This is a genomic window from Microbacterium sp. SA156 (assembly GCF_049065455.1).
Taxonomy (GTDB): Bacteria; Actinomycetota; Actinomycetes; order Actinomycetales; family Microbacteriaceae; genus Microbacterium; species Microbacterium barkeri.
The window spans coordinates 45,666-67,578 of record NZ_JBAKGU010000015.1 but is presented as its reverse complement, the minus strand read 5'-3'; the positions used below and the strand labels follow the sequence as shown (position 1 = coordinate 67,578).

General features: G+C 70.6%; 20 protein-coding genes. 9 read left to right on the top strand and 11 right to left on the bottom strand.

What is annotated here, in order from left to right; translation table 11 throughout:
* Together ACOWU6_RS13900 and ACOWU6_RS13895 are read right to left on the bottom strand one after the other, a co-directional pair.
* On the bottom strand, positions 1–399 hold the full coding sequence (locus tag ACOWU6_RS13900; protein ID WP_421076046.1) for a YkvA family protein: 399 nt from the start codon (positions 397–399) through the stop codon (positions 1–3).
* Between the two features lie 84 nt (positions 400–483).
* On the bottom strand, positions 484–828 hold the full coding sequence (locus ACOWU6_RS13895; protein WP_421076045.1) for an ArsR/SmtB family transcription factor: 345 nt from the start codon (positions 826–828) through the stop codon (positions 484–486).
* Between the two features lie 83 nt (positions 829–911).
* Between ACOWU6_RS13895 and ACOWU6_RS13890 the strand changes: the two genes are divergently transcribed.
* The 3 genes from ACOWU6_RS13890 to ACOWU6_RS13880 all read left to right on the top strand — a co-directional run bounded on the left by ACOWU6_RS13890 (position 912) and on the right by ACOWU6_RS13880 (position 3,508).
* Positions 912–2,204, top strand: coding sequence for an FAD-dependent oxidoreductase (locus ACOWU6_RS13890; RefSeq protein ID WP_421076044.1), 1,293 nt, complete (start codon positions 912–914; stop codon positions 2,202–2,204).
* A 75-nt stretch (positions 2,205–2,279) separates the two neighbouring features.
* The gene (locus ACOWU6_RS13885; protein ID WP_421076043.1) at positions 2,280–2,753 is read left to right on the top strand and encodes an HD domain-containing protein; all 474 of its coding nucleotides are present in this window, start codon (positions 2,280–2,282) and stop codon (positions 2,751–2,753) included.
* A 308-nt stretch (positions 2,754–3,061) separates the two neighbouring features.
* Positions 3,062–3,508, top strand: coding sequence for a MarR family winged helix-turn-helix transcriptional regulator (locus tag ACOWU6_RS13880; protein WP_282980069.1), 447 nt, complete (start codon positions 3,062–3,064; stop codon positions 3,506–3,508).
* On the opposite strand, the gene ACOWU6_RS13875 is transcribed toward ACOWU6_RS13880, so the two are convergent.
* A complete protein-coding gene (locus ACOWU6_RS13875; protein WP_282980070.1) occupies positions 3,490–4,962 on the bottom strand; it encodes an MFS transporter in 1,473 nt (490 codons plus the stop codon). The two genes, ACOWU6_RS13880 and ACOWU6_RS13875, sit on opposite strands and share 19 nt — an antisense overlap.
* A gap of 181 nt (positions 4,963–5,143) precedes the next feature.
* On the opposite strand from ACOWU6_RS13875, the gene poxB reads away from it, so the two are divergent.
* Both poxB and ACOWU6_RS13865 read left to right on the top strand, forming a co-directional pair.
* Positions 5,144–6,868 (top strand): ubiquinone-dependent pyruvate dehydrogenase, encoded by a 1,725-nt coding sequence (poxB, locus tag ACOWU6_RS13870; protein WP_282980071.1) that lies wholly within the window; start codon positions 5,144–5,146, stop codon positions 6,866–6,868.
* Positions 6,869–6,896: 28 nt separating this feature from the next.
* Positions 6,897–8,396 carry a carboxylesterase/lipase family protein gene (locus tag ACOWU6_RS13865; RefSeq protein WP_421076042.1) on the top strand — a complete coding sequence of 500 codons (1,500 nt, stop codon included), beginning with the start codon at positions 6,897–6,899 and terminating at the stop codon, positions 8,394–8,396.
* A gap of 10 nt (positions 8,397–8,406) precedes the next feature.
* Here ACOWU6_RS13865 and ACOWU6_RS13860 read toward each other — a convergent pair whose 3' ends face one another.
* On the bottom strand, positions 8,407–9,390 hold the full coding sequence (locus ACOWU6_RS13860) for an LLM class F420-dependent oxidoreductase (RefSeq protein WP_421076041.1): 984 nt from the start codon (positions 9,388–9,390) through the stop codon (positions 8,407–8,409).
* Positions 9,391–9,499: 109 nt separating this feature from the next.
* Between ACOWU6_RS13860 and ACOWU6_RS13855 the strand changes: the two genes are divergently transcribed.
* Positions 9,500–11,542 carry a 5'-nucleotidase C-terminal domain-containing protein gene (locus ACOWU6_RS13855; protein ID WP_421076040.1) on the top strand — a complete coding sequence of 681 codons (2,043 nt, stop codon included), beginning with the start codon at positions 9,500–9,502 and terminating at the stop codon, positions 11,540–11,542.
* Between the two features lie 12 nt (positions 11,543–11,554).
* Here the strand turns inward: ACOWU6_RS13855 and ACOWU6_RS13850 are convergent, their stop codons facing one another.
* The 3 genes from ACOWU6_RS13850 to ACOWU6_RS13840 are packed head-to-tail and all read right to left on the bottom strand — an operon-like array spanning position 11,555 to position 14,529.
* On the bottom strand, positions 11,555–12,565 hold the full coding sequence (locus ACOWU6_RS13850) for a DNA-methyltransferase (protein WP_271174320.1): 1,011 nt from the start codon (positions 12,563–12,565) through the stop codon (positions 11,555–11,557).
* Entirely contained in the window at positions 12,562–13,611 is a 1,050-nt protein-coding gene (locus ACOWU6_RS13845) for a lipoyl protein ligase domain-containing protein (RefSeq protein WP_271174321.1), read from the bottom strand. The genes ACOWU6_RS13850 and ACOWU6_RS13845 overlap by 4 nt, the downstream gene beginning before the upstream one ends.
* 60 nt (positions 13,612–13,671) lie before the next feature.
* The gene (locus ACOWU6_RS13840) at positions 13,672–14,529 is read right to left on the bottom strand and encodes an alpha/beta fold hydrolase (RefSeq protein WP_421076039.1); all 858 of its coding nucleotides are present in this window, start codon (positions 14,527–14,529) and stop codon (positions 13,672–13,674) included.
* 59 nt (positions 14,530–14,588) lie between these two features.
* On the opposite strand from ACOWU6_RS13840, the gene ACOWU6_RS13835 reads away from it, so the two are divergent.
* From ACOWU6_RS13835 to ACOWU6_RS13825, 3 genes are read left to right on the top strand one after another with little or no spacing between them, the layout of a single operon-like run.
* Positions 14,589–15,029, top strand: a complete 441-nt coding sequence (locus ACOWU6_RS13835; protein WP_271174323.1) for a MarR family winged helix-turn-helix transcriptional regulator — start codon at positions 14,589–14,591, stop codon at positions 15,027–15,029.
* Between the two features lie 5 nt (positions 15,030–15,034).
* Positions 15,035–16,402 carry an MFS transporter gene (locus tag ACOWU6_RS13830; protein WP_421076056.1) on the top strand — a complete coding sequence of 456 codons (1,368 nt, stop codon included), beginning with the start codon at positions 15,035–15,037 and terminating at the stop codon, positions 16,400–16,402.
* Between the two features lie 53 nt (positions 16,403–16,455).
* Complete coding sequence (locus ACOWU6_RS13825) at positions 16,456–16,809, top strand: L-rhamnose mutarotase (protein WP_271174324.1); 354 nt, start codon at positions 16,456–16,458, stop codon at positions 16,807–16,809.
* A gap of 123 nt (positions 16,810–16,932) precedes the next feature.
* Here ACOWU6_RS13825 and ACOWU6_RS13820 read toward each other — a convergent pair whose 3' ends face one another.
* The 4 genes from ACOWU6_RS13820 to ddaH form a co-directional block, all read right to left on the bottom strand.
* Complete coding sequence (locus tag ACOWU6_RS13820; RefSeq protein WP_421076038.1) at positions 16,933–17,958, bottom strand: Ltp family lipoprotein; 1,026 nt, start codon at positions 17,956–17,958, stop codon at positions 16,933–16,935.
* A gap of 220 nt (positions 17,959–18,178) precedes the next feature.
* Positions 18,179–19,465: an MFS transporter gene (locus ACOWU6_RS13815; RefSeq protein ID WP_421076037.1), complete on the bottom strand. Its 1,287-nt coding sequence runs from the start codon at positions 19,463–19,465 to the stop codon at positions 18,179–18,181.
* A 188-nt stretch (positions 19,466–19,653) separates the two neighbouring features.
* On the bottom strand, positions 19,654–20,853 hold the full coding sequence (rocD, locus tag ACOWU6_RS13810; RefSeq protein ID WP_421076036.1) for an ornithine--oxo-acid transaminase: 1,200 nt from the start codon (positions 20,851–20,853) through the stop codon (positions 19,654–19,656).
* Positions 20,850–21,719 carry a dimethylargininase gene (gene ddaH, locus ACOWU6_RS13805; protein WP_282980086.1) on the bottom strand — a complete coding sequence of 290 codons (870 nt, stop codon included), beginning with the start codon at positions 21,717–21,719 and terminating at the stop codon, positions 20,850–20,852. Before ddaH ends, rocD begins: the two co-directional genes overlap by 4 nt.
* Positions 21,720–21,913: the final 194 nt, after the last annotated feature.

Genomic DNA, 21,913 nt, shown 5'->3' with positions numbered 1-21,913 from the left:
TCAGCGGCGAGATCGCATCCCGAGGAGCGCGAGAAGACTGCCGAGCCCATCCTCGCTGCCCGGCCAGTGGCGTTCGATCGGCTCTCGCCCCGCCGTGCGGATGGCGTGCCGCAGCACGAGCACGACCACGATCACGTCGTCCGCGTAGCCGAGAACAGGGATCACGTCGGGCACGAGATCGATCGGGAGGAGCAGGTATCCGAGGAGGCCCAGGAGCCACCATCGCGTCGGTCGAGGCACCGTGCGATCCGCCGCCAGTCGCCGGATGAGCCGGATCACGTGGTGAACCTCATGAAGGCGCTCGCCGTTGCGCACGCATGTCCAGCGCACGTGATCGCCGCGCCGGATGGCCTCGCCGCAGCACTCGTGCTCCCAGCCCCCGACTCGCACGTCCACCACGGCGCCCACGCTAGCGGGCGCCGAGATCGCGGATGTTGACGCTGCCGTCCCAATCGAGCTCGCGGACAGGAGCGGCTCCGGCGGTCATGCGGTGCGGAGGGCCGCGGCGGCCTGGTCGAGCGCGCCCTTGTCGATCGCGTAGTAGGCCCACTTCCCCCGCTGATCGCGCGTCACGAGACCGGCTTCCGCAAGGAGCTTCATGTGGTGCGACACCGTTCCCTGGGAGAGCCCGACCGGTTCCGTGAGATCGCAGATGCACGCCTCAGAGCCATCCGCCGACGCGATCAGCGACAGCAGCCTCACACGCGTCGGGTCGCCGAGCGCCTTGAAGACGCGCGCGACTCGCTCCGCCTCCTCGATGCTCATGATCGACGTGATCGGCGGCACGCAGCACGTGCCCGTCCCGTCGATCACCGCAGGAAGACTCATGTCCCCAGTGTCGCACGCATTGACATCTCTCGATAGGTCGGGCACGCTCGTCACATTGACATCTTTCAATCTGAGGAGATCCGATGTCGCTGCTTCCCGTCGTCATCATCGGAGCGGGGCCGCAGGGCCTGGCCGCCGCCGCGCACCTCACCGAGCGCGGACGGGACGTCATCGTGCTCGAGAGAGGCCGCGCCGCGGGCGCCGCCGTGTCGGAATGGGGCCACGTGCGGCTGTTCTCCGCCTGGCCGGAGCTCATCGACGCCGCGGCCCGCCGCCTGCTGACTCCGACCGGATGGACCGCACCGACGACCGGGTACCCCACCGGCGCAGAATGGGTCGACCGCTATCTCCTCCCCCTCGCCGCCGCCCTCGGCGAGCGCGTGCGCACGGAGGTCGAGGCGACCGGCGTGAGTCGCGTCGGACGCGACCGCGTTGTCGACGCCGGGCGCGACGAGCAGGCGTTCACCGTTCACACGAGGGACGCGGATGGTCGTGAGGCGCGGATCCTCGCCGGCTCGGTGATCGACGCGAGCGGCACCTGGAGCCACCCCAATCCCGCAGGCGCCGACGGGCTTCCCGCCATCGGGGAGAGCTCGGCGGCTGGGGCGATCTCGTATCGCATCCCCGACGACGTATCCGCGTTCGCGGGGCGCCGGGTCGCGGTCGTCGGCGCCGGGCACTCGGCAGCGCACGCCGTGCTCCGGCTGGCCGAACTCGCCCGGAAGACCCCCGGCACGGTCGTCACCTGGGCGCTGCGGCGGGGTGCGGCGGTCTTCGGATCCGGCGACGCCGACGGGTTGCCCGAGCGCGCCGCGCTGGGTGGCCGCGCGCGCCGCGCCGTAGAAGAGGGCCTCGTCGAGGTCGTCGCAGGGTTTCGCGTCGCGGAGGTGCGGGCTCACGCGGATGGTATCGACCTCGTCTCCGAGGACGGACGAGAGCTCGCGGGGCTCGGCCACGTGTTCGCGCTCACCGGCTTCCGGCCGGACACGTCTCTGCTGTCCGAGCTGCGCGTCGCCCTCGACCCGACCCTCGAGGCCGTCGCGGGGATCGCCTCCGAGATCGACCCGAACATCCACTCGTGCGGCACGGTCGCCGCGACCGGGGCACGCGAGCTCGTTCAGCCCGAACGCGGTCTCTTCATCGTCGGAGCGAAGAGCTACGGCCGCGCGCCCACGTTCCTCGCCCTGACCGGCTACGAGCAGGTGCGCAGCGTCGCAGCCCACCTCGCCGGCGATCACGAGGCGGCCGCGCGGAGCGAACTCGCTCTTCCCGAGACGGGAGTCTGCGGAGGCGCGGCCGCGTTCGACGAAGCCGGAGGAAGCTGCTGCGCGGCCCCGGTCCTGCAGATCGGATCGCGACCGGCCCCCGTGGGGTAGAAGAGCACGGCGCCATGGTGCCGCCCTCGCCCACGCTGGGATGCGGTCCATCGGTCAACGATGGAAGATGGACGCGTGAGTGGATGGATCGCTCGACGCGCGGAGAGATTCGCGCGCGCGGCGCACGCGGACCAGGTCGACCTCCTCGGGAACCCGTACGTCGACCATCCCGCACGCGTCGCCGCACGAGCCGAAGGCGACCACGTGCTCGCGGCGATCGGATGGCTGCACGACGTGCTCGAGAAGACCGACACCTCCATCGAGGACCTGCGCGCGGAGTTCCCGGCGCACGTCGTCGAGGCTGTCGACGCCCTCTCGATCCGCGACGACGAGCCCGTCGAGGCCTACTACGGCCGCGTGCGCGCCAATCCGCTCGCGCGCGCCGTGAAGGAGCACGACCTCGCCGACAACACGCGCCCGGAACGGCTTGCGGCGCTCGACGCGGCCACGCGCGAGGTGCTGTTCGCGAAGTACGAGCGGGGGCGGGCGCTGCTCGGGCTCGGCGCTCCCGCACGCGAGGAGCAGCCGTCGACTCCGCTCGCATCCTGAGCCCAGACCTCCGCCGAAGGACCCGGTCCCGCACCAGGTCGAGGCGCTGCCTGACTGATCGCTATGCGTCGGTGAAGAAATCACAGGAAGATAACGCCGAGGGTTGCTCCCGTTACCTCCCCGTTATAGAGTCATCGCACGGCAGCTGTTTTGCTGTGGCAGCTGCCGACATGTGATTGCAGGACACTCTTGGTGCAAGGGACAAGGGCCGGGCGGCTTCCTCTCCGCCCGGCCCTTACTTGTGCCGGCTGAGCACGCGCGCCCCGATCAACTCCTATAGGCGCGCATGGAACGCTAGCCTGAGAGGCATGGCCGACCGCAGACTCGCTATCGCCGCGTGGGAGAGCCTCTTCCGTGCGCAGCACGAGGTGTTCGAGGACGTCTCGAACGACTTCGTGGGCGGCGACCTCTCGCAGGCGGAGTACGACGTGCTGCTCACGGTCACCCGCGCCCCGGACATGACGGCGCGGCTGCGCGACGTCACGGCGAACATGCTCATCAGCCAGCCGAGCGTCTCCCGACTCGTCGACCGCATGGTCGGGCGCGGGCTCGTCACGAAGTGCAGCGACCCCGACGACGGGCGCGGCTCCCTCGTGACGGCGACGGAGGACGGCGCCCGCGCGTTCCGATCGATCGCCGCGGCTCACGGCAAGAGCATCGCCGAGCGCATGTCGTGCCTCGACGACGACGACCTGCGGACGCTGCTCGACATCACCGAGAGGCTCCGCGCGGGAAGCTACCGGTCGGTCGACTGATCCGGCGCGGCCCGCTCCTCTTCCGCGTGCGGAGTCGCGACGAGCCCCGCGGTCCCTGGCGTCGGAGCGGCCGGCGCCTCGGGTGCCGCGTTCGGCTCTTCGCCGTCGCTCTTCAGGAACTGGGCCGACAGCATCCGGTAGGCCGGCAGGAGGAACGCGCCGAGCGCCAGCAGGATGGCGACGACGCCGGCCGCGACGAACACGAGCGCGATGCCCCGCGCCTCGCCCTCCCCCAGCAGCCACGCCCACTGCCGTTGACCCGCGTCCGTCTGCATGTACGGGATGACCCAGAGCTGGGCGATCGGCGCGATGAGGAACGAGGTGATGGGCGCCGAGGCCGCTTCGAAGGTCATCGCGAAGCCGAAGACGCGCCCCTGCTTCTCGTACGGCGTCACCTTCTGGATGACCGTCTGCTCGGCCGCCTCGACGGCGGGCATGAGGCACATGAAGACCCAGATGCCGCCGACGTAGAGCCACGCCCAGTCCCTCAGGGTGAAGACCGCCCCGACGACGCCGACGAGCGCGGCGATGAGCAGCATCGTGCGGATCGGGTTCCTGCCGAGCCCCAGCTTCGCGATCACCGCGCCGCCGACGATGAAGCCGGTCGAGCCCACCGCGAGCCAGATACCCCACATCTCGACCGAGAACATCTCGAGCCCGTACGGGTCCATGAGCGCCATGTAGACGCCGCCCACGAGGTTGTTCAGCGTCGTGAAGAGCACGAGCGTGAGCAGCCCCGGGACCGCGCGCACCGCCTGGAACCCGCCGGCGACATCCACCCACCGGGTCTGCCCCTCGGCGTGCACGATCTCGCGCTCGGGGATGCGGATGGCCACGAGGTGCAGAAGCGACAACGCCATCGCGACGAGGGCGATGAGCAGCGTCGTGCCCATGCCGAGGAGCCCGACGGAGAGTCCGCTGAACACGCTCGTGACGAGGAAAGCGAGGCCCTGCACAGTGCCGACCATGCCGTTCGCGTTCGCATGGCGGTCGACGGGCACGAGAAGCGTGACGGTCGTCGAGAGGGCGATGTTGCGCAGCTGCTCGACCACGGCACCGGCGAGCATGACGACGGCGAAGATCCAGAACCACGGCTGAGTGAGGTCGACGATGCGCTCCTCGCCCAGCACGAAGAAGAAGATCGCGTCGAGGCAGAAGACGCTGAACGCGATGAGCGTCGCCCAGGCCATGACCGCCTTCTTGCGGAAGCGGTCGACGAGGGTCCCGAAGAACATGCTGAACAGCGCGATGAACAGCATGTATGCGCCGCCGATGACGCCCGTCGCGATGACGTTGCGGGTCTCGAGGTAGATCCAGAAGGTCAGGGCCCACCAGAGGTAGCTCGTCGTGATGTTCGCGAATGCCGTGTTCACGAGCACGTGCAGGAAGCTGCGCATGCCGTTCTCGGGAGGCGCCGGGTTGCCGTCGCCGGGATGGATCTGCGTATCCGCCATGGTCTCTCTCCGTCGTCGCACGCCGTCGTTCGGATACTTGCAAAAGGCAAGTACGCCGTCAAGAGGATCTGTCGAGGAGAAGCTACGCGCCCCCTCGGACATTCCCGCGGACCGCCTCCGGGGTCCGGATCGGGCGTAACGTCGGAGGTACCGCAGGCAGGCTCGAACGGAGGCACGACCCATGACCGACGTCGCCCAGAACATCGTCGCGACCCTCAGGGCGAACGGCGTCGAGCGCGTGTACGGGATCCCCGGCGACTCGCTCAACGGCTTCACCGACGCGCTCCGCAAGGACGGATCCATCCGCTGGGTCCACGTGCGCCACGAGGAGTCGGCGGCGTTCGCGGCGGCCGCCGAGGCGGCGCTGACCGACGACCTCGCCGTCGTCGCCGGCTCGTGCGGTCCGGGCAATCTACACCTCATCAACGGGCTCTACGACGCGCATCGCTCGCGGGTTCCCGTGCTCGCGATCGCCGCGCACATCCCGACCTCCGAGATCGGCACGAACTACTTCCAGGAGACGCACCCGCAGGAGCTGTTCCGCGAGTGCAGCGCCTACGTCGAGTACGTCGCGGACGCGAGCCAGATGCCGCGCATCCTCGAGATCGCGATGCGCACGGCCATCCAGGAGCGCGACGTCGCGGTCGTCGTGATCCCCGGCGACGTCGCGCTCGCGGAGGCCGCCTCCGACCGCGTGACCGTCATCGACCGGGCGCGCCCCGTCGTCCTGCCGAACGACGCCGAGCTCGACCGCGCGGCCGAGCTGCTCGACGGCGCGAAGAAGGTCACGATCCTCGCCGGCGCCGGCGTCCAGGGCGCGCACGACGAGGTCGTCGCCCTCGCCGACCGGCTCGCCGCCCCGGTCGTCCACGCGCTGCGCGGCAAGGAGTTCATCGAGTACGACAACCCGTTCGACGTCGGGATGACGGGACTGCTCGGATTCGCCTCGGGCTACCGCGCGATGGAGGGCGCCGACGCGCTCCTGATGCTCGGCACCGACTTCCCGTACCCGCAGTTCTACCCCGAGCACGCGACGACGATCCAGGTCGACATCCGCGGCTCCCAGCTCGGCCGCCGCCATCCGCTCGACCTCGGGCTCGTCGGAGACGTCAAGGCGACCGCGGCGGCGCTGCTCCCCCGTCTCTCCGAGAAGCGCAGTCGGCAGCACCTCGACGACGCGCGCGACCACTATGTCAAGACGCGGCGCAAGCTCGACGAGCTCGCGGTGCCGCGCCGCGGGGCGCACCCCATCCACCCCCAGTACCTCGCGCGGCTTCTCGACGAGGCCGCTGCCGACGACGCCGTCTTCACCGCCGACGTCGGCTCGCCGACCGTCTGGGCCGCGCGGTACCTCACGATGAACGGGCGCCGGCGTCTCATCGGCTCGTTCAGCCATGGATCCATGGCGAACGCGCTCCTGCACGGCATCGGCGCGCAGGCCGCGCAGCCCGGCCGCCAGGTGGTCGCCCTCGCGGGCGACGGCGGGCTCGCGATGATGCTCGGCGAGCTCATCACCCTCACGCAGAACGATCTGCCCGTGAAGACCGTCGTGGTCAACAACTCGTCGCTGAACTTCGTCGAGCTCGAGATGAAGGCCGCCGGCTTCGTGACCTACGGCACGGGTCTCGAGAACCCCGACTTCGCTGCCGTCGCGAACGCGCTCGGCATCAAGGGCATCCGGGTGGAGCGGTCGGATGCCCTCCCTGCTGCGATCGAGGAGCTCCTCGCCCACGACGGGCCAGCGCTCCTCGACGTCGTGACCGAGCGGCAGGAGCTGTCGATGCCGCCCACGATCACGGCCGACCAGGTCGGCGGATTCGCGCTCTACGCCATCCGCACCGTCCTCTCCGGCCGCGGCGACGAGCTCCTCGACCTCGCGAAGGCGAACTGGCGCCAGCTCTTCTGAGTCTCCCGGGGGCGGCGATACTGGAACCGTGACCGCGAGCATCCCGACCGATCCGCACCGCGTCGAGCAGCCCGTCGTCGACACCGAGGCGGGTCGCGTGCGCGGGTTCTGGCGACGGGACTGCGCGACGTTCCTCGGCATCCCGTTCGCGCAGCCGCCGATCGGGCGACTCCGCTTCCAGGCGCCCGCGCCGCACGAGCCCTGGGATGGCGTGCTCGACGCCACCCGGCAGGGGGCGACGCCCCAGCGCGGGGCGACCGGCATCACGCTCATCCCGGAGCCGTCGGTCCCCGGTCGCTCGACGCTCAACGTCAACGTGTTCACCCCGACGACCGATCCGGGGGCGCAGCTTCCCGTCCTCGTGTACTTCCACGGCGGCGCCTACGTCTCCGGCTCGATCGCGAGCCCCTGGTACGACGGGCGCTCTTTCGCCCGCGACGGCGTCGTCGTCGTGACGGCGTCGTACCGCCTCGGCTTCGACGGGTTCGGCTGGATCGCCGACGCGCCCAGCAACCGCGGTGTGCGGGACTGGCTCGCCGCCCTCGAGTGGGTGCAGCGCAACATCCGCTCCTTCGGCGGCGACCCGAACCGCGTGACGATCGCGGGTCAATCCGCCGGCGGCGGAGCGGTGCTCACCCTTCTCGGCATGCCTGCGGCGCAGCACCTCTTCTCGGCGGTCTGGGCGATGTCGGCCACGATCGGCGTGATCACGCCCGAGGAGGCCGAGCGCTTCGGGCGCCGGGCCGCAGCGGAGGGAGGCGTCGAGCCGACCGTGGCAGGATGGCGCGCCCTCACCGAGAAGCAGGTGCGCGACGCCGCGAAGGACCTCATCGCCATGCGCGATCTGCACGGCGCCCAGGCCGTGCTGTCGGATGGGCTGCGGCTGGGTCCTGCGATCGACGGCGAGCTCATCCTCGAGCCGACTCTGCGTGCCCTCGCGAAGGGCGTCGGCTCCGACAAGCCCCTCGTGATCGGCACCACGGACGACGAGTTCTCGATGATCGTCGACGACCACAGCCGGTGGCTCCGCTGGGTTCCGGCCTGGCTCGTCCTGACCGTGCTCGGGCTCCCTCGGAAGCGGCGCCGCGCCTACCTCCGGGCGAACGCGGAGCTGCGGCGCGAGCGCGGCGTTCCCGCCGCGATCGGCCGCTTCGTCACGGACGCGCTCTTCCGCCGCCACGTGGTGCGCATCGCCCGCGCGCGATCGGCCGCGACCTCGGGCGGCCGCACCTGGGCGTACCGCTTCGAGTGGGTGTCGCCGGCGCGCGGGTGGTCGCTCCACTGCCTCGACGTGCCGTTCTTCTTCGACGTGCTCGACGCCGAGGGCGTCGACCTCATGACCGGCGAGGACCCGCCGCAGGAGCTCGCCGACGCCGTCCACGGCGCGGCGGTCGGCTTCATCCGGACCCGCGCGGCCGATTGGAGTCCCTGGTCAGCGGGTTCGGCGCCGTCTCGCGTGTTCGCGTACCCCGCGACCGCGGAGACCGAGTCGCTGGACGCGTACGACGGGGCGATCCCGCTCGCGTGAGGCCGCGCGCTCAGCTGAGCGCGGGGATCACCTTCTGCTCGAACAGCTCGACGCCCGACCGGTCGTAGGCGGCCTCGGGGAAGTAGTGGATCGCGTAGGCCAGCCCCTGGTCGCCGAGCGCGGCGAGGCGCTCGGTCACCTGCTCGACCGTGCCCACCGCGACCGCTCCCCGGTACTCGCCGATGAAGCCATCCGTCGCGTCGCCGAGATGCGGCCGGACGCGCGCCTCGATCGCCGCGAGGCGCTCCTCGACCTCGGACTCGGTCTCGCCGATGACCGTGTTGTAGTTCGCCGACCGGACGATCTCGGCGAAGTCGCGGCCGATGGCGTCGCAGTGCTCGCGAAGCACGGCGCTCTTGTGGGCGAACGCGTCGGGCGCGCCGGCGAAGTTCGTGTACTGCGCGTACTCCGCGGCGATCTTCAGGGTGACCTTCTCGCCGCCGCCCGAGATCCAGAACGGGATGCCGGGGCGCTGGATGGGGCGGGGCTCGACGATCGCGCCGTCGACCTGGTAGAAGCGGCCGTCGAGGGTCGCCGCCCCCGTCTCCCACGCCTGCTTCATGATCTCGACACCCTCGCGGAGCATACGGAGTCGATCGCCGATCTTCGGGAATCCGTACCCGTACGCGCGCCACTCGTGCTCGTACCATCCGCCGCCGATGCCCATCTCGACGCGCCCGCACGAGACATGGTCGACTGTCGCGGCGACCTTCGCGAGGTATGCGGGGTTGCGATAGCCCATGCACGTGCACATCTGCCCGAGGCGGACGCGGCTCGTCGACGCCGCGAACGCCGACATGAGGGTCCACGCCTCGTGGGTCGCCTCGCGCGACGGCACCGGCGTCGTGTGGAAGTGGTCGTAGACCCACAGCGACTCCCACGGGCCGGCGTCCGCGGCCTGTGCGAGCGACAGCATCGCGCTCCACTGCTCGGCCGGATCGATGCCGACGAGGTCGTGACGCCAGCCCTGGGGGATGAAGGTTCCGAAGCGCATGCCGTCAGGGTACCCGCCTTCCCGCTCGCGACATCCGCATGTCATCGGGCCCCCGTAAGGTGTCCCCCGTCGCCACCGCGACGCCCTCTCCCGAACCAGGAAGGCACTCATGCGCAGGATCATCGCCGCGCCCGCCGCCGCCCTGCTCGTCCTGCTGCCGACGGCACCCGCCGCTTCGGCCGCTCCGGACGACGCAGAGCAGCGCATCCCGCTCACGCTCATGGCCACGACCGACGTGCACGGACACGTCGTCGACTGGGACTACTTCCAGAACGCGCCGTTCCCCGCCGACGACGCACTCGGGCTCACCCGGGTCGCCACCGCCGTCGATCAGGTGCGCGCGGAGAAGGGCGCCGAGTCGGTCGTCGTCCTCGACAACGGCGATGCGATCCAGGGCACTCCCCTCACCTACTACTACGGGATGGGCGACGGAGCGCCGTCCGTGCTGTCGGGCGAGCTCGAGCACCCCATGGCGACGGCGTTCGACGCGATCGGCTACGACGCGCAAGTCGTCGGCAACCACGAGTACAACTACGGTCTCGACCTCCTCGCCGCCTACGAGCAGGGCCTCGACGCTCCGCTTCTCGGCGCGAACGTCATCGACGCCGCGACCGGCGAGCCCTATCACGAGCCCTACACGCTCATCGATCGCGAGATCGACGGCGAGACCGTCACGATCGGCGTGCTGGGGGTCGTGACCCCCGGCGTTCGGGTGTGGGACAAGGCGATCGTCGACGGCGTGCTGGAGTTCCGCGACGTCGTCGAGACCGCGGCGGAGTGGGTGCCCGTGGTCGAGGAGCAGGCCGATGTGGTCGTCGTGCTCGCGCACACGGGCAAGGGCACCACTGCCGACGCGGACTACGACCCGGCTCTGCTCGAGGAGGACGCCGCCCGCAACATCGCGACCCAGGTGCCGGGCATCGACGTCGTCGTGGCCGGCCACAGTCATCAGGACGAGCCGGAGGAGGTCGTCGAGAACGCCGCGGGCGAGAAGGTGCTCATCACCCAGCCGGAGTACTGGGCGCGCAGCGCGAGCCAGGTCGACCTGACGCTCGTCGCCGACGGCGACGGCTTCCGTGTCGACTGGTCGGATGGCCACGCCCCGGTCGTCGTGCCGCACTACGGGCGAGAGGGGATCGGCGAGAGCGCCGGGCTCGCCGAGGCCGTTCAGCGCGCGCACGACACCACGGTGTCGTACGTCAACACCCCGGTCGCGACGTCGACCGAGGAGCTGCGCACCGAGACGTCGCGCTACGAGGACACCCCGATCATCGACTTCATCAGCGAGGTGCAGGCCGAGACCGTCGCGAACGCGCTCGACACGACGGAGTACGCCGACCTGCCGGTGCTCTCCCAGGCGTCGCCGTTCTCGCGGACGGCGCGCTTCCCGCAGGGCGAGGTCACCATCCGCGATCTCGCAGGCCTCTACATCTACGAGAACACGCTTCTCGGCGTCGTGCTCACGGGCGCGCAGGTGCAGGACTACCTCGAGCACTCCGCGCGCTACTTCGTCCAGACGGAGGAGGGCGCCGAGTTCGATCCCGAGAACGGCACGAACGCCCGCTACGAGGATGCCCCTGAGGGCATCCCCGACTACGCGTACGACGTGCTCACCGGGCTCGACTACACGATCGACATCTCGCAGCCGGTCGGCGAGCGCATCACGGGGCTCCGTCACCCCGACGGCACCCCCGTGTCCGACGACGAGCAGTTCGTGCTCGCCGTGAACAACTACCGGCAGAGCGGCGGCTCGGGCTACCCGCACGTCGCGGAGGCGCCCGTCGTCTACGACGAGCGCCTCGAGATCCGGCAGCTGCTCGTGGACTGGGCGCAGTCGCGCGGCGTGATCGACCCGGCCGACTTCTTCACCGAGAACTGGTCCCTCACCACCTCGCCCGTCGAGGAGGCGCCGTCGCCGGCGCCCACCCCGGAGCCGACTGCGGAGCCGACCGCGGCGCCCTCGCCGGAGCCCACTGCCGAGCCGACCGCGGCGCCCTCGCCCACGCCCACCTCAGCGCCCTCGCCCGAGGCCGACGAGGATGCTCCGCTTGCGCCGACGGGCGGCTCGACGGTCATCGGCACCGGCGTCGCCGGCGTCCTCGTGCTCGGAGCGGGGGCCGTGGTCCTCGCGGCGCGCCGGCGCCGAGTCTGAGGCGGGGCGGCGCTACCTGCGGAGAACGACGCGCGCGTCGGGGATGCGGTCTCCCATGATCCGGATGGCGTCGGGGTTGTCGTCGATGAGCACGGCGTCGCGGCCGAGCGCTGCGGCGACCGCTCCGGTCGTGCCGCTGCCCGCGAACATGTCGAGGACGCGATCCCCCGGGCGCGAGGAGGCCTGGATGATGCGGCGCAGGATGCCCTCGGGCTTCTGCGTCGCGTATCCGGTCCGCTCTGCCCCGCTCGTCGGCACGATCGTGTGCCACCAGACATCCGTCGGCAGCTTGCCGCGACGCGCCTTCTCGCGCGTGACGAGCCCGGGTGCCATGTACGGCTCGCGGTCGACGGCCTCGGAGTCGAACCAGTAGCGGTCGGGGTCCTTGACGTAGACGAGGATCGTGTCGTGCTTCGTCGGCCATCGGCGGCGCGACTTCGCCCCGTAGTCGTACGCCCAGATGAGTTCGTTGAGGAACGCGTCGCGCCCGAAGACCGCGTCGAGCATCACCTTGGCGTAGTGCGCCTCGCGGTAGTCGAGATGCAGGTAGAGCGTGCCGTCGTCGGCGAGGAGCCGCCAGGCCTCCTCGATCCGCGGCATGAGGAAGCCCCAGTAGTCGTCGAACCGGTCGTCGAAGGTGCGCAGCGCACCCCGCACGCGCTCGTAGCTGCGGCCGTGGAAGCCCGTGTGCGTCGCCGCGCGGACCTCGGCCTCGTGCGCGTCGATCGCCGCGATGTCGGCGCCGTCCGGGCTCCCGAAGAGCGCGCCGTCCTCGAGGACGGGCTCGGGGACATCCGCCGCGGCCTCGGGCTCGTCCGGCACGTGGATCGAGAAGCCGCGGCGGCTCTCGTCGGTCTCGCGGCCGCGCCCCGTGTTGAACGGCGGGTCGAGGTACGCGATGGTGAAGGCGCCGTCGGGCAGCCGTGCCGCGACGTCGAGGTTGTCGCCGTAGTGGATCGCGACCGCGCCGCGGCCCGGTGTGAGGGCGGCGAGCGGTGCGTCGTCGAGGATGTCCTGGCTCACGGGACGCGGTGGAGCCACGCGTCGGTCGCGAACTTGGTGCGCACGAGCTCCTCGGCCTCTGCGAGCTCGTCGGGCGCGACGTGCCCGCGCTCGGCGCCGGTGAACGCCTGGAACGACGCGATGAAGCGGTCGATGATCTCGCGGCGCGACATGCCCGTCTGGCTGCGGATCGGGTCGACGCGCTTCGCGGCCGACGCCGTGCCCTTGTCGCTGAGCTTCTCGCGCCCGATCCGCAGGACCTCGGTCATGACCTGGCCGTCGATGTCGTACGAGAGCGTCGCGTGGTGGAGGACCCCGCCGTTCGCGAGCCGCTTCTGCGCCGCCCCGCCGATCTTGCCCGAGGGGCTCGCGATGTCGTTGAGCGGCTGGTAGGTCGCCTCGATGCCGAGCCCGCGCAGCGCCTGCAGCACCCAGTCGTCGAGGAAGGCGTACGAGTCGGCGAACGTGAGGCCCGCCACGAGCGATGCCGGCACGTAGAGCGAGTAGGTGATGATCTGCCCGGCGCCCATGAGCATGGCGCCGCCGCCCGAGATGCGGCGGACGACCTGGAAGCCGTGGCGTGCGGCGCCCTCGGGGTCGACCTCGTTGCGGTACGACTGGAACGAGCCGATCACGACCGCCGACTCGTCCCACTCCCAGATGCGGAGCGTCGGCTTGCGGCGACCGTCGCCCACGCGCCCCGTGAGCACCTCGTCGAGCGCGAGGTTGACGAGCGGCGAGACGGCGGGGTCGTCGATGATCTCCCACTCGAAGTCGGTCCAGGTCGACGCCGTCACGAGCGCGCGGCGCACGGCCGTGCCGACGGCCTCGGGCGTGAACCCGAGCATCTGGACGCCCTCGGGGAGGCGCGCGCGGATGGCCGCGGCGATCGCCGGGACGTCGGCAGTGTCGGGCATGCCGATCAGCGCGCGGTTGATGTCGTCGAGCGCCGTGTCGGGCTCGAGGAAGAAGTCGCCCGCCAGGTGGAAGGAGCTGATCCTCCCGGCCTCGACCTCGAGGTCGACGACCACGAGCTTTCCACCGGGGACCTTGTACTCGCCGTGCACGCGTCCAGCCTACGTCGTCGCGTCGAGACGACGCCGAGAGAGCGAGCGCTCTCTCGCACGCTACGACCGCGCCGGCACGCGCGCGTCGAGCCAGGCGAGGATGTCGGCGCGCACGCGCCCCTGCACGGGCTCGTTGAGGATCTCGTGCCGCCCGTCGTAGACGAGCGTCGTCACATCCGTCAGCCCGGCGCGCTCCCGATACGCCTGCGCGAGCTTGTGCACGCCGCGCGGGCCGCCGACCGTGTCGTCGCGCCCGACGAGGAGGAGCACGGGGACGTCGGCCCCCGCCCGCTCGCGGAGGTCGCGGCGGGGGCGCCCGTAGATCCGGGCGGCCTCGACCACGCCGAACAGCTTGACGAGCGGCACGTTGACCGTGAGCGGATCGTCGAGGAACGCCTTCTGCACGGCCGGGTCGGTCGAGAGCCACTCGACGCCGGTCGCGCCCGGCGCCTTCCACGGCGCGTTGAGGTCGCCCGGGTTCAGGGCGCCCGGCCACCGCAGCGACGAGCCGACGAGGACGAGCGCGTCGTACGCCTCGGGGTGGGCGTCGAAGAGGATCTGCGCGAGGAAGGATCCCCACGAGTGGCCGAGGAGCACGAGCGGGAGGCCCGGGCGCTCGTCGCGGATCCGCCGCGACAGCTGCCAGACCGCGTCGACCGCCGCGCGGTGCCCGCCGACGCCGAGGCGACCGAGCTTCGCCGCGTCACCGTGCTGGCGCATGCCCGTGCGGCCGTGACCGCGATGGTCGTCGGCGTAGACCGCGAAGCCGGCCCCGGTCAGCGCCTCGGCGAGCGCGGCATAGCGCCCCGCGTGCTCGCCGACGCCGTGCAGCACCTGGACGACACCGCGGGGCCGCCCCTCCGGCTCGTAGACGTCGTACACGATGGCGACGCCGTGCGCGTCGACGAACTCGGGCATGCGTCGATCGTACACACCCCTTTATTTAGCAAGGCTAATGAGCTATGCTAATGGTTGACATGGCTAAACAATCCGCATCGACGAAGCTCTCCTCCGACGCCTCCGAGATCCGGGCCGCCGTCTTCCGCCTCTCGCGGCGGCTCAAGCAGCAGCGCGCCGTCTCGGACATGACCGACGGGCAGTTCGCCGTGCTCGTCGCCCTCAAGGTGCACGGGCCGCACACGCTGTCCGCGCTCGCCGAGCGCGAGGGCATCACCGCGCCATCCATGAACCGGACGGTCAACTGCCTCGAGGAGCTCGGCCACCTCAGCCGCACCGAGAACGGCGATGACCGGCGCAAGGTCGACATCCAGATCACCGAGAGCGGGCGTCGCGTCGTCGAGGAGACCGCGCGGCGACGCGACGAGTGGCTCTCGAAGGTGCTCGCCGACCTGTCACCCGAAGACCGCCAGACGCTCCGCAGCGCGGCGGCGATCATCATGCGGGAGGTCGAGCGATGAACGCGATGTTCCGCTCGTTCGCCTCGTTCAACTACCGCATCTGGTTCCTCGGGGCCCTCATCTCCAACGTCGGCGGATGGATGCAGTCGACGGCGCAGGACTGGGTCGTCCTGACCGAGCTCACCGACAACGACGCGACGGCCATGGGCGTCACGATGGCGCTGCAGTTCGGCCCGCCGCTCGTGCTCGTGAGCGTGACCGGCTGGGTCGCCGATCGCTTCGACCGGCGACGTCTTCTCATGGTCACGCAGGGCGTGCTCCTGCTCCTCGCGCTCGGGGTCGGCGCGCTCCTCCTCGCCGGCGTGATGACCCTGCCGCTCATGCTGCTCTTCGCGCTGGCCTTCGGCGTCGCGAACGCCTTCGACAGCCCCGCGCGGCAGGCGTTCGTGTCGGACGTCGTCGAGCGCCGGTACGCGGCCAACGCCGTGGCGCTGAACTCGGCGTCGTTCAACATGGCGCGCCTCATCGGCCCGGCCGTGGGCGGTCTGCTCATCGTCGCGGTCGGGAGCGGATGGGTGTTCTTCGTGAACGCCGCCACCTTCCTCGCCATGATCGTGGCGCTCATGCTCATGCGCCGGGACGAGCTCGTGCCGCGCGTGCGCAGCCAGGGCGCGGCGCGCGTCGCCGACGGCTTCCGCTATGTCTCCCGTCGCCCCGACCTCATCGTCGCGTTCGTCATGGTGTTCCTCGTGGGCGCGTTCGGCATGAACTTCCCGATCTTCGCGTCGACCATGGCGATCGAGTTCGGGCACGGTGCGGACGGCTACGGGCTGCTGAGCTCGGTGCTCGCGATCGGCTCGCTCACGGGCGCACTGCTCGCCGCCCGACGCGAGCGCGCCCGACTGCGCGTCGTCATGATCGCAGCGGGCGGATTCGGCGTCGCGTCGCTCGTGTCGGCGGCGATGCCGAGCTACTGGACGTACGCCGCCGCCCTCGTCTTCGTCGGCTTCGGCACGGTGACGATGCTCACCACCGCGAACGGCTACGTGCAGACGAACTCCGACCCGGCCCTGCGCGGCCGCGTGCTCGCCCTCTACATGGCGGTCATCATGGGCTCGACCCCGATCGGCGCGCCGATCGCGGGGTGGGTCGCCGACGCGTTCGGCCCTCGCGCCGCCATCGTCCTCGGCGGCGCGGCCGGCGTGCTCGCGAGCCTGATCGGGCTCACCTGGGTCATCTGGTCGGGGCGCCTGCACCGCGATGCCGACCGCCGCCTCGGCGTCTCCCTCGACGAGACCCGCCCGCTCGACATCATCACGAAGGCGAACCCCACCGTCGCGCCCGAGGAGTTCAGCGACCAGGTGGCCCAGACCACGGCCATCCGCATCGACGACGAGGACGAGGACGAGCGGATGGCGCGGCGCGGCCGCTGAGGCTCGGCAGCTAGCATGAAAGCGCTTGCCCGCCATCGAGAGAGGCCCCGCCCATGAGCTCCACGACCCGCGTCTGCTTCCGTCTCCGGGTGAAGCCCGAGATGCTCGACGAGTACATCGCGCGCCACAGCCCGGTGTGGCCGGAGATGCTCGAGGAGATCGCCGCAGCCGGGCGGCGGAACTACTCGATCTTCCACCTGGGCGGCGGGGAGCTCATCGGGTTCTACGAGACCGACGATGACGCCGCCGCGCAGGCCTACCTCGCGGAGTCGGAGATCGCGGCGCGCTGGGAGGAGTCGATGGCCCCCTTCTTCGTGTCGCTCGACGGCCGCGCCGACCAGGCGGCCGAGACATTCCCCGAGGTGTTCCACCTCGAGTCGCAGCTCGCCGACGCCCGCGGCGCCTAGCGGCGACGACGAAGCCCTCCTGCGCCGGTCGGCGCAGGAGGGCTTCGTGCTGCGGGAGCTCAGTGGCTGTTGAGCACTGCCCACGCAATGAGGCTGAGCGCGGTTGCTTCCATGAGCGTCTCCTCAGTAGCCGACGGCGGCGAGAGCCGCGTCGATCTGGGCCGGCTCGAACCCCTCGAAGGCGAGCTGATCGTAGAGACCCTCGCGCGAGAAGGACATCGTGTCGAGGTAGGCCTGCGCCTTCTCCGCCGCCTCCGCGTTCCAGTCGGGAGCGACGAAGTCGACCGCGAAGGTCGCCTCCTCCGTGCTGAAGCCCTCGAACTCCAGCTGCTCGATCAATCCCGTGCGCGAGAAGCCCATGAAGGAGAGGTAGTTCTCCGCCGACTCCACGGCGTTCTGCTGCGCGAGCGTGAGCTCCGGCTCAGGTGCCTTCGCGGTCACCAAGACCTCGCTGCCGGGCTCCGCCTTGTCGCCGGCCGACACGGACTGGGTCTCGATCAGGTGGTCGTCCGCGACCCCTTCCGGGATCGCGAGAGCGAGCCCCAGCGCCTCCAGTGCGAGGCGCGCCTCGCCCACCGTGACGCCGCTGAGATCGGGCACCTCCACCCGGGTGTCGACGCTCGGCTGCGCACTCGGCTCGACCGGCTCATCCTCCTCCTCGACCGGTTCGGCGACCGTCTCTTCCTCCTCGACCGGATCGGCGACCGTCTCCGGCTCCTCCTCCGCCAGCTCACTGAAGGAGGAACGCTGGGATTCGAAGGCCGCGTTCGAGAGCGCGGTGCCGGTGATCGCGTTGACGATGAGTCCGAGGACGATGACGACCCCCGTGACGATCCAAGCGACCTTGCGGTTCTCGCGATAGCCGGCCAGCCCTCGGCCGCGGCTGTCGCGCGTGGCGCCCACGAGGACGAGGATCAGGTCGACGAGCCACCAGATGCCGATGCCGCCGAGGGTGACGAGCTTGAGCACCCCGGTGCCGATCTTGCCCAGGTAGAAGCGATCGACGCCGAACAAGCCGAGCAGCCAGGCGAACAGCCAGGTCGCGATGAACGACTTGTCGCCTTCGGGGGCGGTCGCGCCGAAGGGAGCCTGCGTCTGAGCCTGGGCCATCGGGGCGCCGGGCGGGTACGCCGCCGTCGGCGGAGGCACGGCGGGACCGTTCGGCGGAGGGGGCGGCGGGGTGCTGTCGAACGACATGGGGACTCCTCTGTGAGGCCGGAGCATTCTTCTGCAATACAGGAATACTCCCCGGGTAGAACTCCCCATGTATATCGCACGGCGGCGACATCGCCGACGCCCGCGGCGCCTAGCAGCGACGACGAAGCCCTCCTGCGCCGGTCAGCGCAGGAGGGCTTCGTGCTGCGGGAGCTCAGACGAGCGACGTCGCGGGAGCGCCGTAGCGCTCCTCCTCGATCTCCTCGAGCGTCTTGCCGCGCGTCTCGGGTGCCCAGATCGCGCCGACGAGCAGGGCGACCGCGAGGATGGCGATGAGCAGCGCGCCGAGTCCGTGCAGACCCATCGTGGTCAGCCAGACCGGGAAGCCGTAGCTCAGGATGCCGACCATGATGCGAGCGGCGAAGAACAGCACGCCCTGGGCCGACGCGCGGTAGCGAGTCGAGAACAGCTCGGCGGTCCAGAGGCCGTAGAACGCCTGCGCGCCGATGCCCGAGGCGAAGCCCCACAGCACCGCGAACGCGAGCATCGTGACGGCGGAGGCCGGCAGGTAGACGAGCACCACCCATCCGGCGATCCCCATGACCGCGCCGACCACATAGAGCAGGCGACGGGAGACGCGGTCGGCGAAGCGCATGAACCCGAAGTAGGTGCCGAGCACGGTGAAGAGCCACAGCAGCGACTGCAGGAAGAACTGCTGCTGCGCATTGGTGAGGCCCGCCGCGTCGTAGACACGCGGCATGAAGATGCCGGCCTGGCCCGCGACGGTGTTCCAGAAGCCGTAGACGCCGATGAGGAACAGCAGCGCCGTGAGGTTCTGCTTGCGGCCGAAGAGCGCCTTGAGCCCCTTGCCGCCGACCGCGTTGGCGGAGGCGTCGTCGCGCGAGGCCTTCCAGCGCTTCGACTCGGAGAGCCCCTGCCGGACCCACCACGTGACGAAGGCGACGACAAAGAGGTGCACGAAGATGATGCGCGAGCCGAGCAGTCCGAGCGGCTCGAGCAGAGCAGCGAGCAGGAAGCCGATCATCGGGCCCACCGACCAGGCGAGCTGCGCCGTGCCGACGTGGGCCGCGCGCTTGTCGGCGGGCGCCTCCTCGGCGATGTAGGTCCACGAGGCGGGCACGCCCGCGCCGACGGCGATGCCGGTGATGACGAACGCCGCGAGCAGCATCCACTCGTTCACGGCGAATGCCGCGATGAGCACGCCGACCATGTAGACCATGAGGTCGTAGGTGTAGATGAACTTGCGCCCGAACCGGTCGCACAGCGGCCCGCCGATGATCGCTCCGATCGCGGCGCCGAACGCGTTCGCGCTGAGCGCGGCGAGGAGGCCAGCGAAGCCGTCGGTGAACCCGAACTGCGCCTGCCAGAATCCGAGGCTCGTCGCGATCGCGATGATCGAGCCCGCTTCGATGTAGTTGGACATCGCGACCGAGATGGTGGCCTTCCACCCCGTGGTCGATTTCGCTCCGATGCGTGCCATGTGAGTCGTCTCTTCCTTGAATCCGTTCGACGTCGTCCGCGTCCTCGCGCTCCGATGTGAGCGCTCTCATAAAACGATTCAACGACGCCGAGTCGGTACCTTACGCGGCGCGGGGACCATCCGCAAACCGCCGGACGACAGAAGCCCTCCGACCCCTGGCGGGGCGGAGGGCTTCTGGAGGAACGGGATCAGCCGGCGAGATCCGCCAGCACGACCTGGAGCTGCTCGAGCGCCCAGTCGATCTCGGTCGCGCGGATGACGAGCGGCGGGGCGATCCGGATGGTCTGCCCGTGGGTGTCCTTGACGAGCACGCCGCGCGCCATGAGCGCCTCCGACACCTGACGCCCCGTGCCGATGGACGGGTCGATGTCGACACCGGCCCAGAGCCCGGCGACGCGGATCTCGGTGACGCCCTGCCCCACGAGCGCCTCGAGTTTCTCCCGCAGGTGCGCACCGAGGAGCTGCGCGCGCTTCTGGAACTCGCCGGTCGCGAGCAGCTCGACGACGCGAAGCGCCACGGCCGCAGACAGCGGATTGCCGCCGAACGTGGACCCGTGCTCACCCGGGCGGATGACGCCCAGCACGTCGGCATCCGCGACGACAGCCGACACCGGCAGGATGCCGCCGCCGAGCGCCTTGCCGAGCAGGTAGACGTCGGGGACCACGCCCTCGCGATCGCACGCGAACGTCTCGCCCACGCGGCCGAGCCCCGACTGGATCTCGTCCGCGATGAAGAGCACGTTGCGCTCGCGCGTGACCTCGCGGACCCGCCGGAGGTAGCCATCCGGCGGGATCACGACGCCCGCCTCGCCCTGGATCGGCTCGATGAGCACGGCTGCCGTGTCGTCGTCGATCGCCGCGGCGAGCGCGTCGGCGTCGCCGTAGGGCACGGCCACGAATCCGGCCGGGAACGGCCCGAAGTCGTCGTGCGCCTCGGGGTCGTCGCTGAAGCCCACGATCGTCGTCGTGCGGCCGTGGAAGTTGCCGTGTGCGACCACGATCTTCGCGCGGTCGTCGGCGATGCCCTTCACCCGGTAGCCCCACGCCCGCGCCACCTTGATGCCGGTCTCGACGGCCTCGGCGCCGGTGTTCATGGGGAGGACGAGGTCCTTGCCGCACAGCTCGGCGAGTGCCGTCGCGAACGGCTCGAGGCGGTCGTTGTCGAACGCGCGGCTCGTCAGCGTGATCCGCCCCAGCTGCTCCGTCGCGGCCGCGACGAGGTCGGGGTGCCGGTGGCCGAAGTTGAGGGCCGAGTACCCCGCGAGCATGTCGAGGTACCGCTTGCCCTCGACATCCGTCACCCACGCGCCCTCGCCGCCCGCGATGACGACGGGAAGGGGGTGGTAGTTGTGCGCGACGTGGCTCGTCGCGGTCTCGGCCGTGGTCACTTCGCGCCCCGCAGCTCGAGCGTGCAGCACTTGATGCCGCCGCCACCGAGCAGGAGCTCGGACAGGTCGATGAGCACCGGGTTGTACCCGCGCTCGCGCAGCTGCGCCTCGAAGCCCTTCGCGCGCGGCGAGATGAAGACGTTGTACCCGTCGCTGGCGGAGTTCAGGCCGAAGACGGCGCCGTCCTCATCCGAGACCTGGATCGCGTCGGGGAACCGCTCCTCGAGGATCGCGCGGCTGCGCTCGTCGAATGCGCCGGGGAGATAGGCGATGTTCGCCGGCCCGGTCGTCTCGTCCTCGACCGGGTCGAGCACGCTGAGCGCCGTGTCGAGGTGATAGAACCGAGGGTCGACGAGGTTGAGGCTGATCACCTCTCGGCCGAACACGCGGGCCACCTCGGCGTGGCTGTCGCCCGTCGACCGGAAGCCCGTGCCCGCCAGGATGACGTCGCCCGCGAGGAGGAAGTCGCCTTCGCCCTCGTTGACCTCCTCGGGCACGACCGTCTCGAAGCCGTTCGCGCGGAACCAGTCGATGAACGCGGGCGCCTCGCCCTGGCGCTCGACATAGCGGAAGCTCGGCCCGTAGGCGATGCCGTCGATGACGAAGCCGCCGTTCGCCGTGTAGACCATGTCGGGGTAGTCGGCGAGGGGCTCGATGAGCTCGACCTCGTGCCCCAGCTCGCGGTAGGTGTCGTAGAGCACCTGCCACTGGGCGACCGCCCGCGCGGTGTCGGTCGGCCGCGTCGGCTCCATCCAGGGGTTGATCGAGTACGACACGGTGAAGTGCTCGGGGCGGCACATCAGATAGCGCCGCTTGTGCTGAGTGCGAGTCGGCGCCTCGGTGGGCGCGGGAGACGCGACGGACATATTTCGCTCCTCGTCGTGGCAACGGGCGGCGGACGCTGTCCAGAGGCCCGGCGGAGCTGGAAGCCGCGATCCGGGCACGCCGAGGTCATTCTTCCACGGCGATCCCGAGTCGTCGGTGAGAACGCGGCGTCAGGGCACCACGACGATCTTGCCGAGGGCGTGCCCGCTGTGAGCGCCCGCTGCCGGTGAACGCT

Bases quoted from the DNA above. Each gene is read 5' to 3' on its own strand.
- ACOWU6_RS13880 (WP_282980069.1), top strand. From the start codon at position 3,062: ATGGCCGACCGCAGACTCGCTATCGCCGCGTGGGAGAGCCTCTTCCGT.
- ACOWU6_RS13890 (WP_421076044.1), top strand. From the start codon at position 912: ATGTCGCTGCTTCCCGTCGTCATCATCGGAGCGGGGCCGCAGGGCCTG.
- ACOWU6_RS13825 (WP_271174324.1), top strand. From the start codon at position 16,456: ATGAGCTCCACGACCCGCGTCTGCTTCCGTCTCCGGGTGAAGCCCGAG.
- ACOWU6_RS13860 (WP_421076041.1), bottom strand. From the start codon at position 9,390: ATGCGCTTCGGAACCTTCATCCCCCAGGGCTGGCGTCACGACCTCGTC.
- ACOWU6_RS13895 (WP_421076045.1), bottom strand. From the start codon at position 828: ATGAGTCTTCCTGCGGTGATCGACGGGACGGGCACGTGCTGCGTGCCG.
- ACOWU6_RS13815 (WP_421076037.1), bottom strand. From the start codon at position 19,465: ATGGCACGCATCGGAGCGAAATCGACCACGGGGTGGAAGGCCACCATC.
- ACOWU6_RS13840 (WP_421076039.1), bottom strand. From the start codon at position 14,529: ATGCCCGAGTTCGTCGACGCGCACGGCGTCGCCATCGTGTACGACGTC.
- ddaH (WP_282980086.1), bottom strand. From the start codon at position 21,719: ATGTCCGTCGCGTCTCCCGCGCCCACCGAGGCGCCGACTCGCACTCAG.
- poxB (WP_282980071.1), top strand. From the start codon at position 5,144: ATGACCGACGTCGCCCAGAACATCGTCGCGACCCTCAGGGCGAACGGC.
- ACOWU6_RS13855 (WP_421076040.1), top strand. From the start codon at position 9,500: ATGCGCAGGATCATCGCCGCGCCCGCCGCCGCCCTGCTCGTCCTGCTG.
- ACOWU6_RS13835 (WP_271174323.1), top strand. From the start codon at position 14,589: ATGGCTAAACAATCCGCATCGACGAAGCTCTCCTCCGACGCCTCCGAG.
- ACOWU6_RS13875 (WP_282980070.1), bottom strand. From the start codon at position 4,962: ATGGCGGATACGCAGATCCATCCCGGCGACGGCAACCCGGCGCCTCCC.
- ACOWU6_RS13830 (WP_421076056.1), top strand. From the start codon at position 15,035: ATGTTCCGCTCGTTCGCCTCGTTCAACTACCGCATCTGGTTCCTCGGG.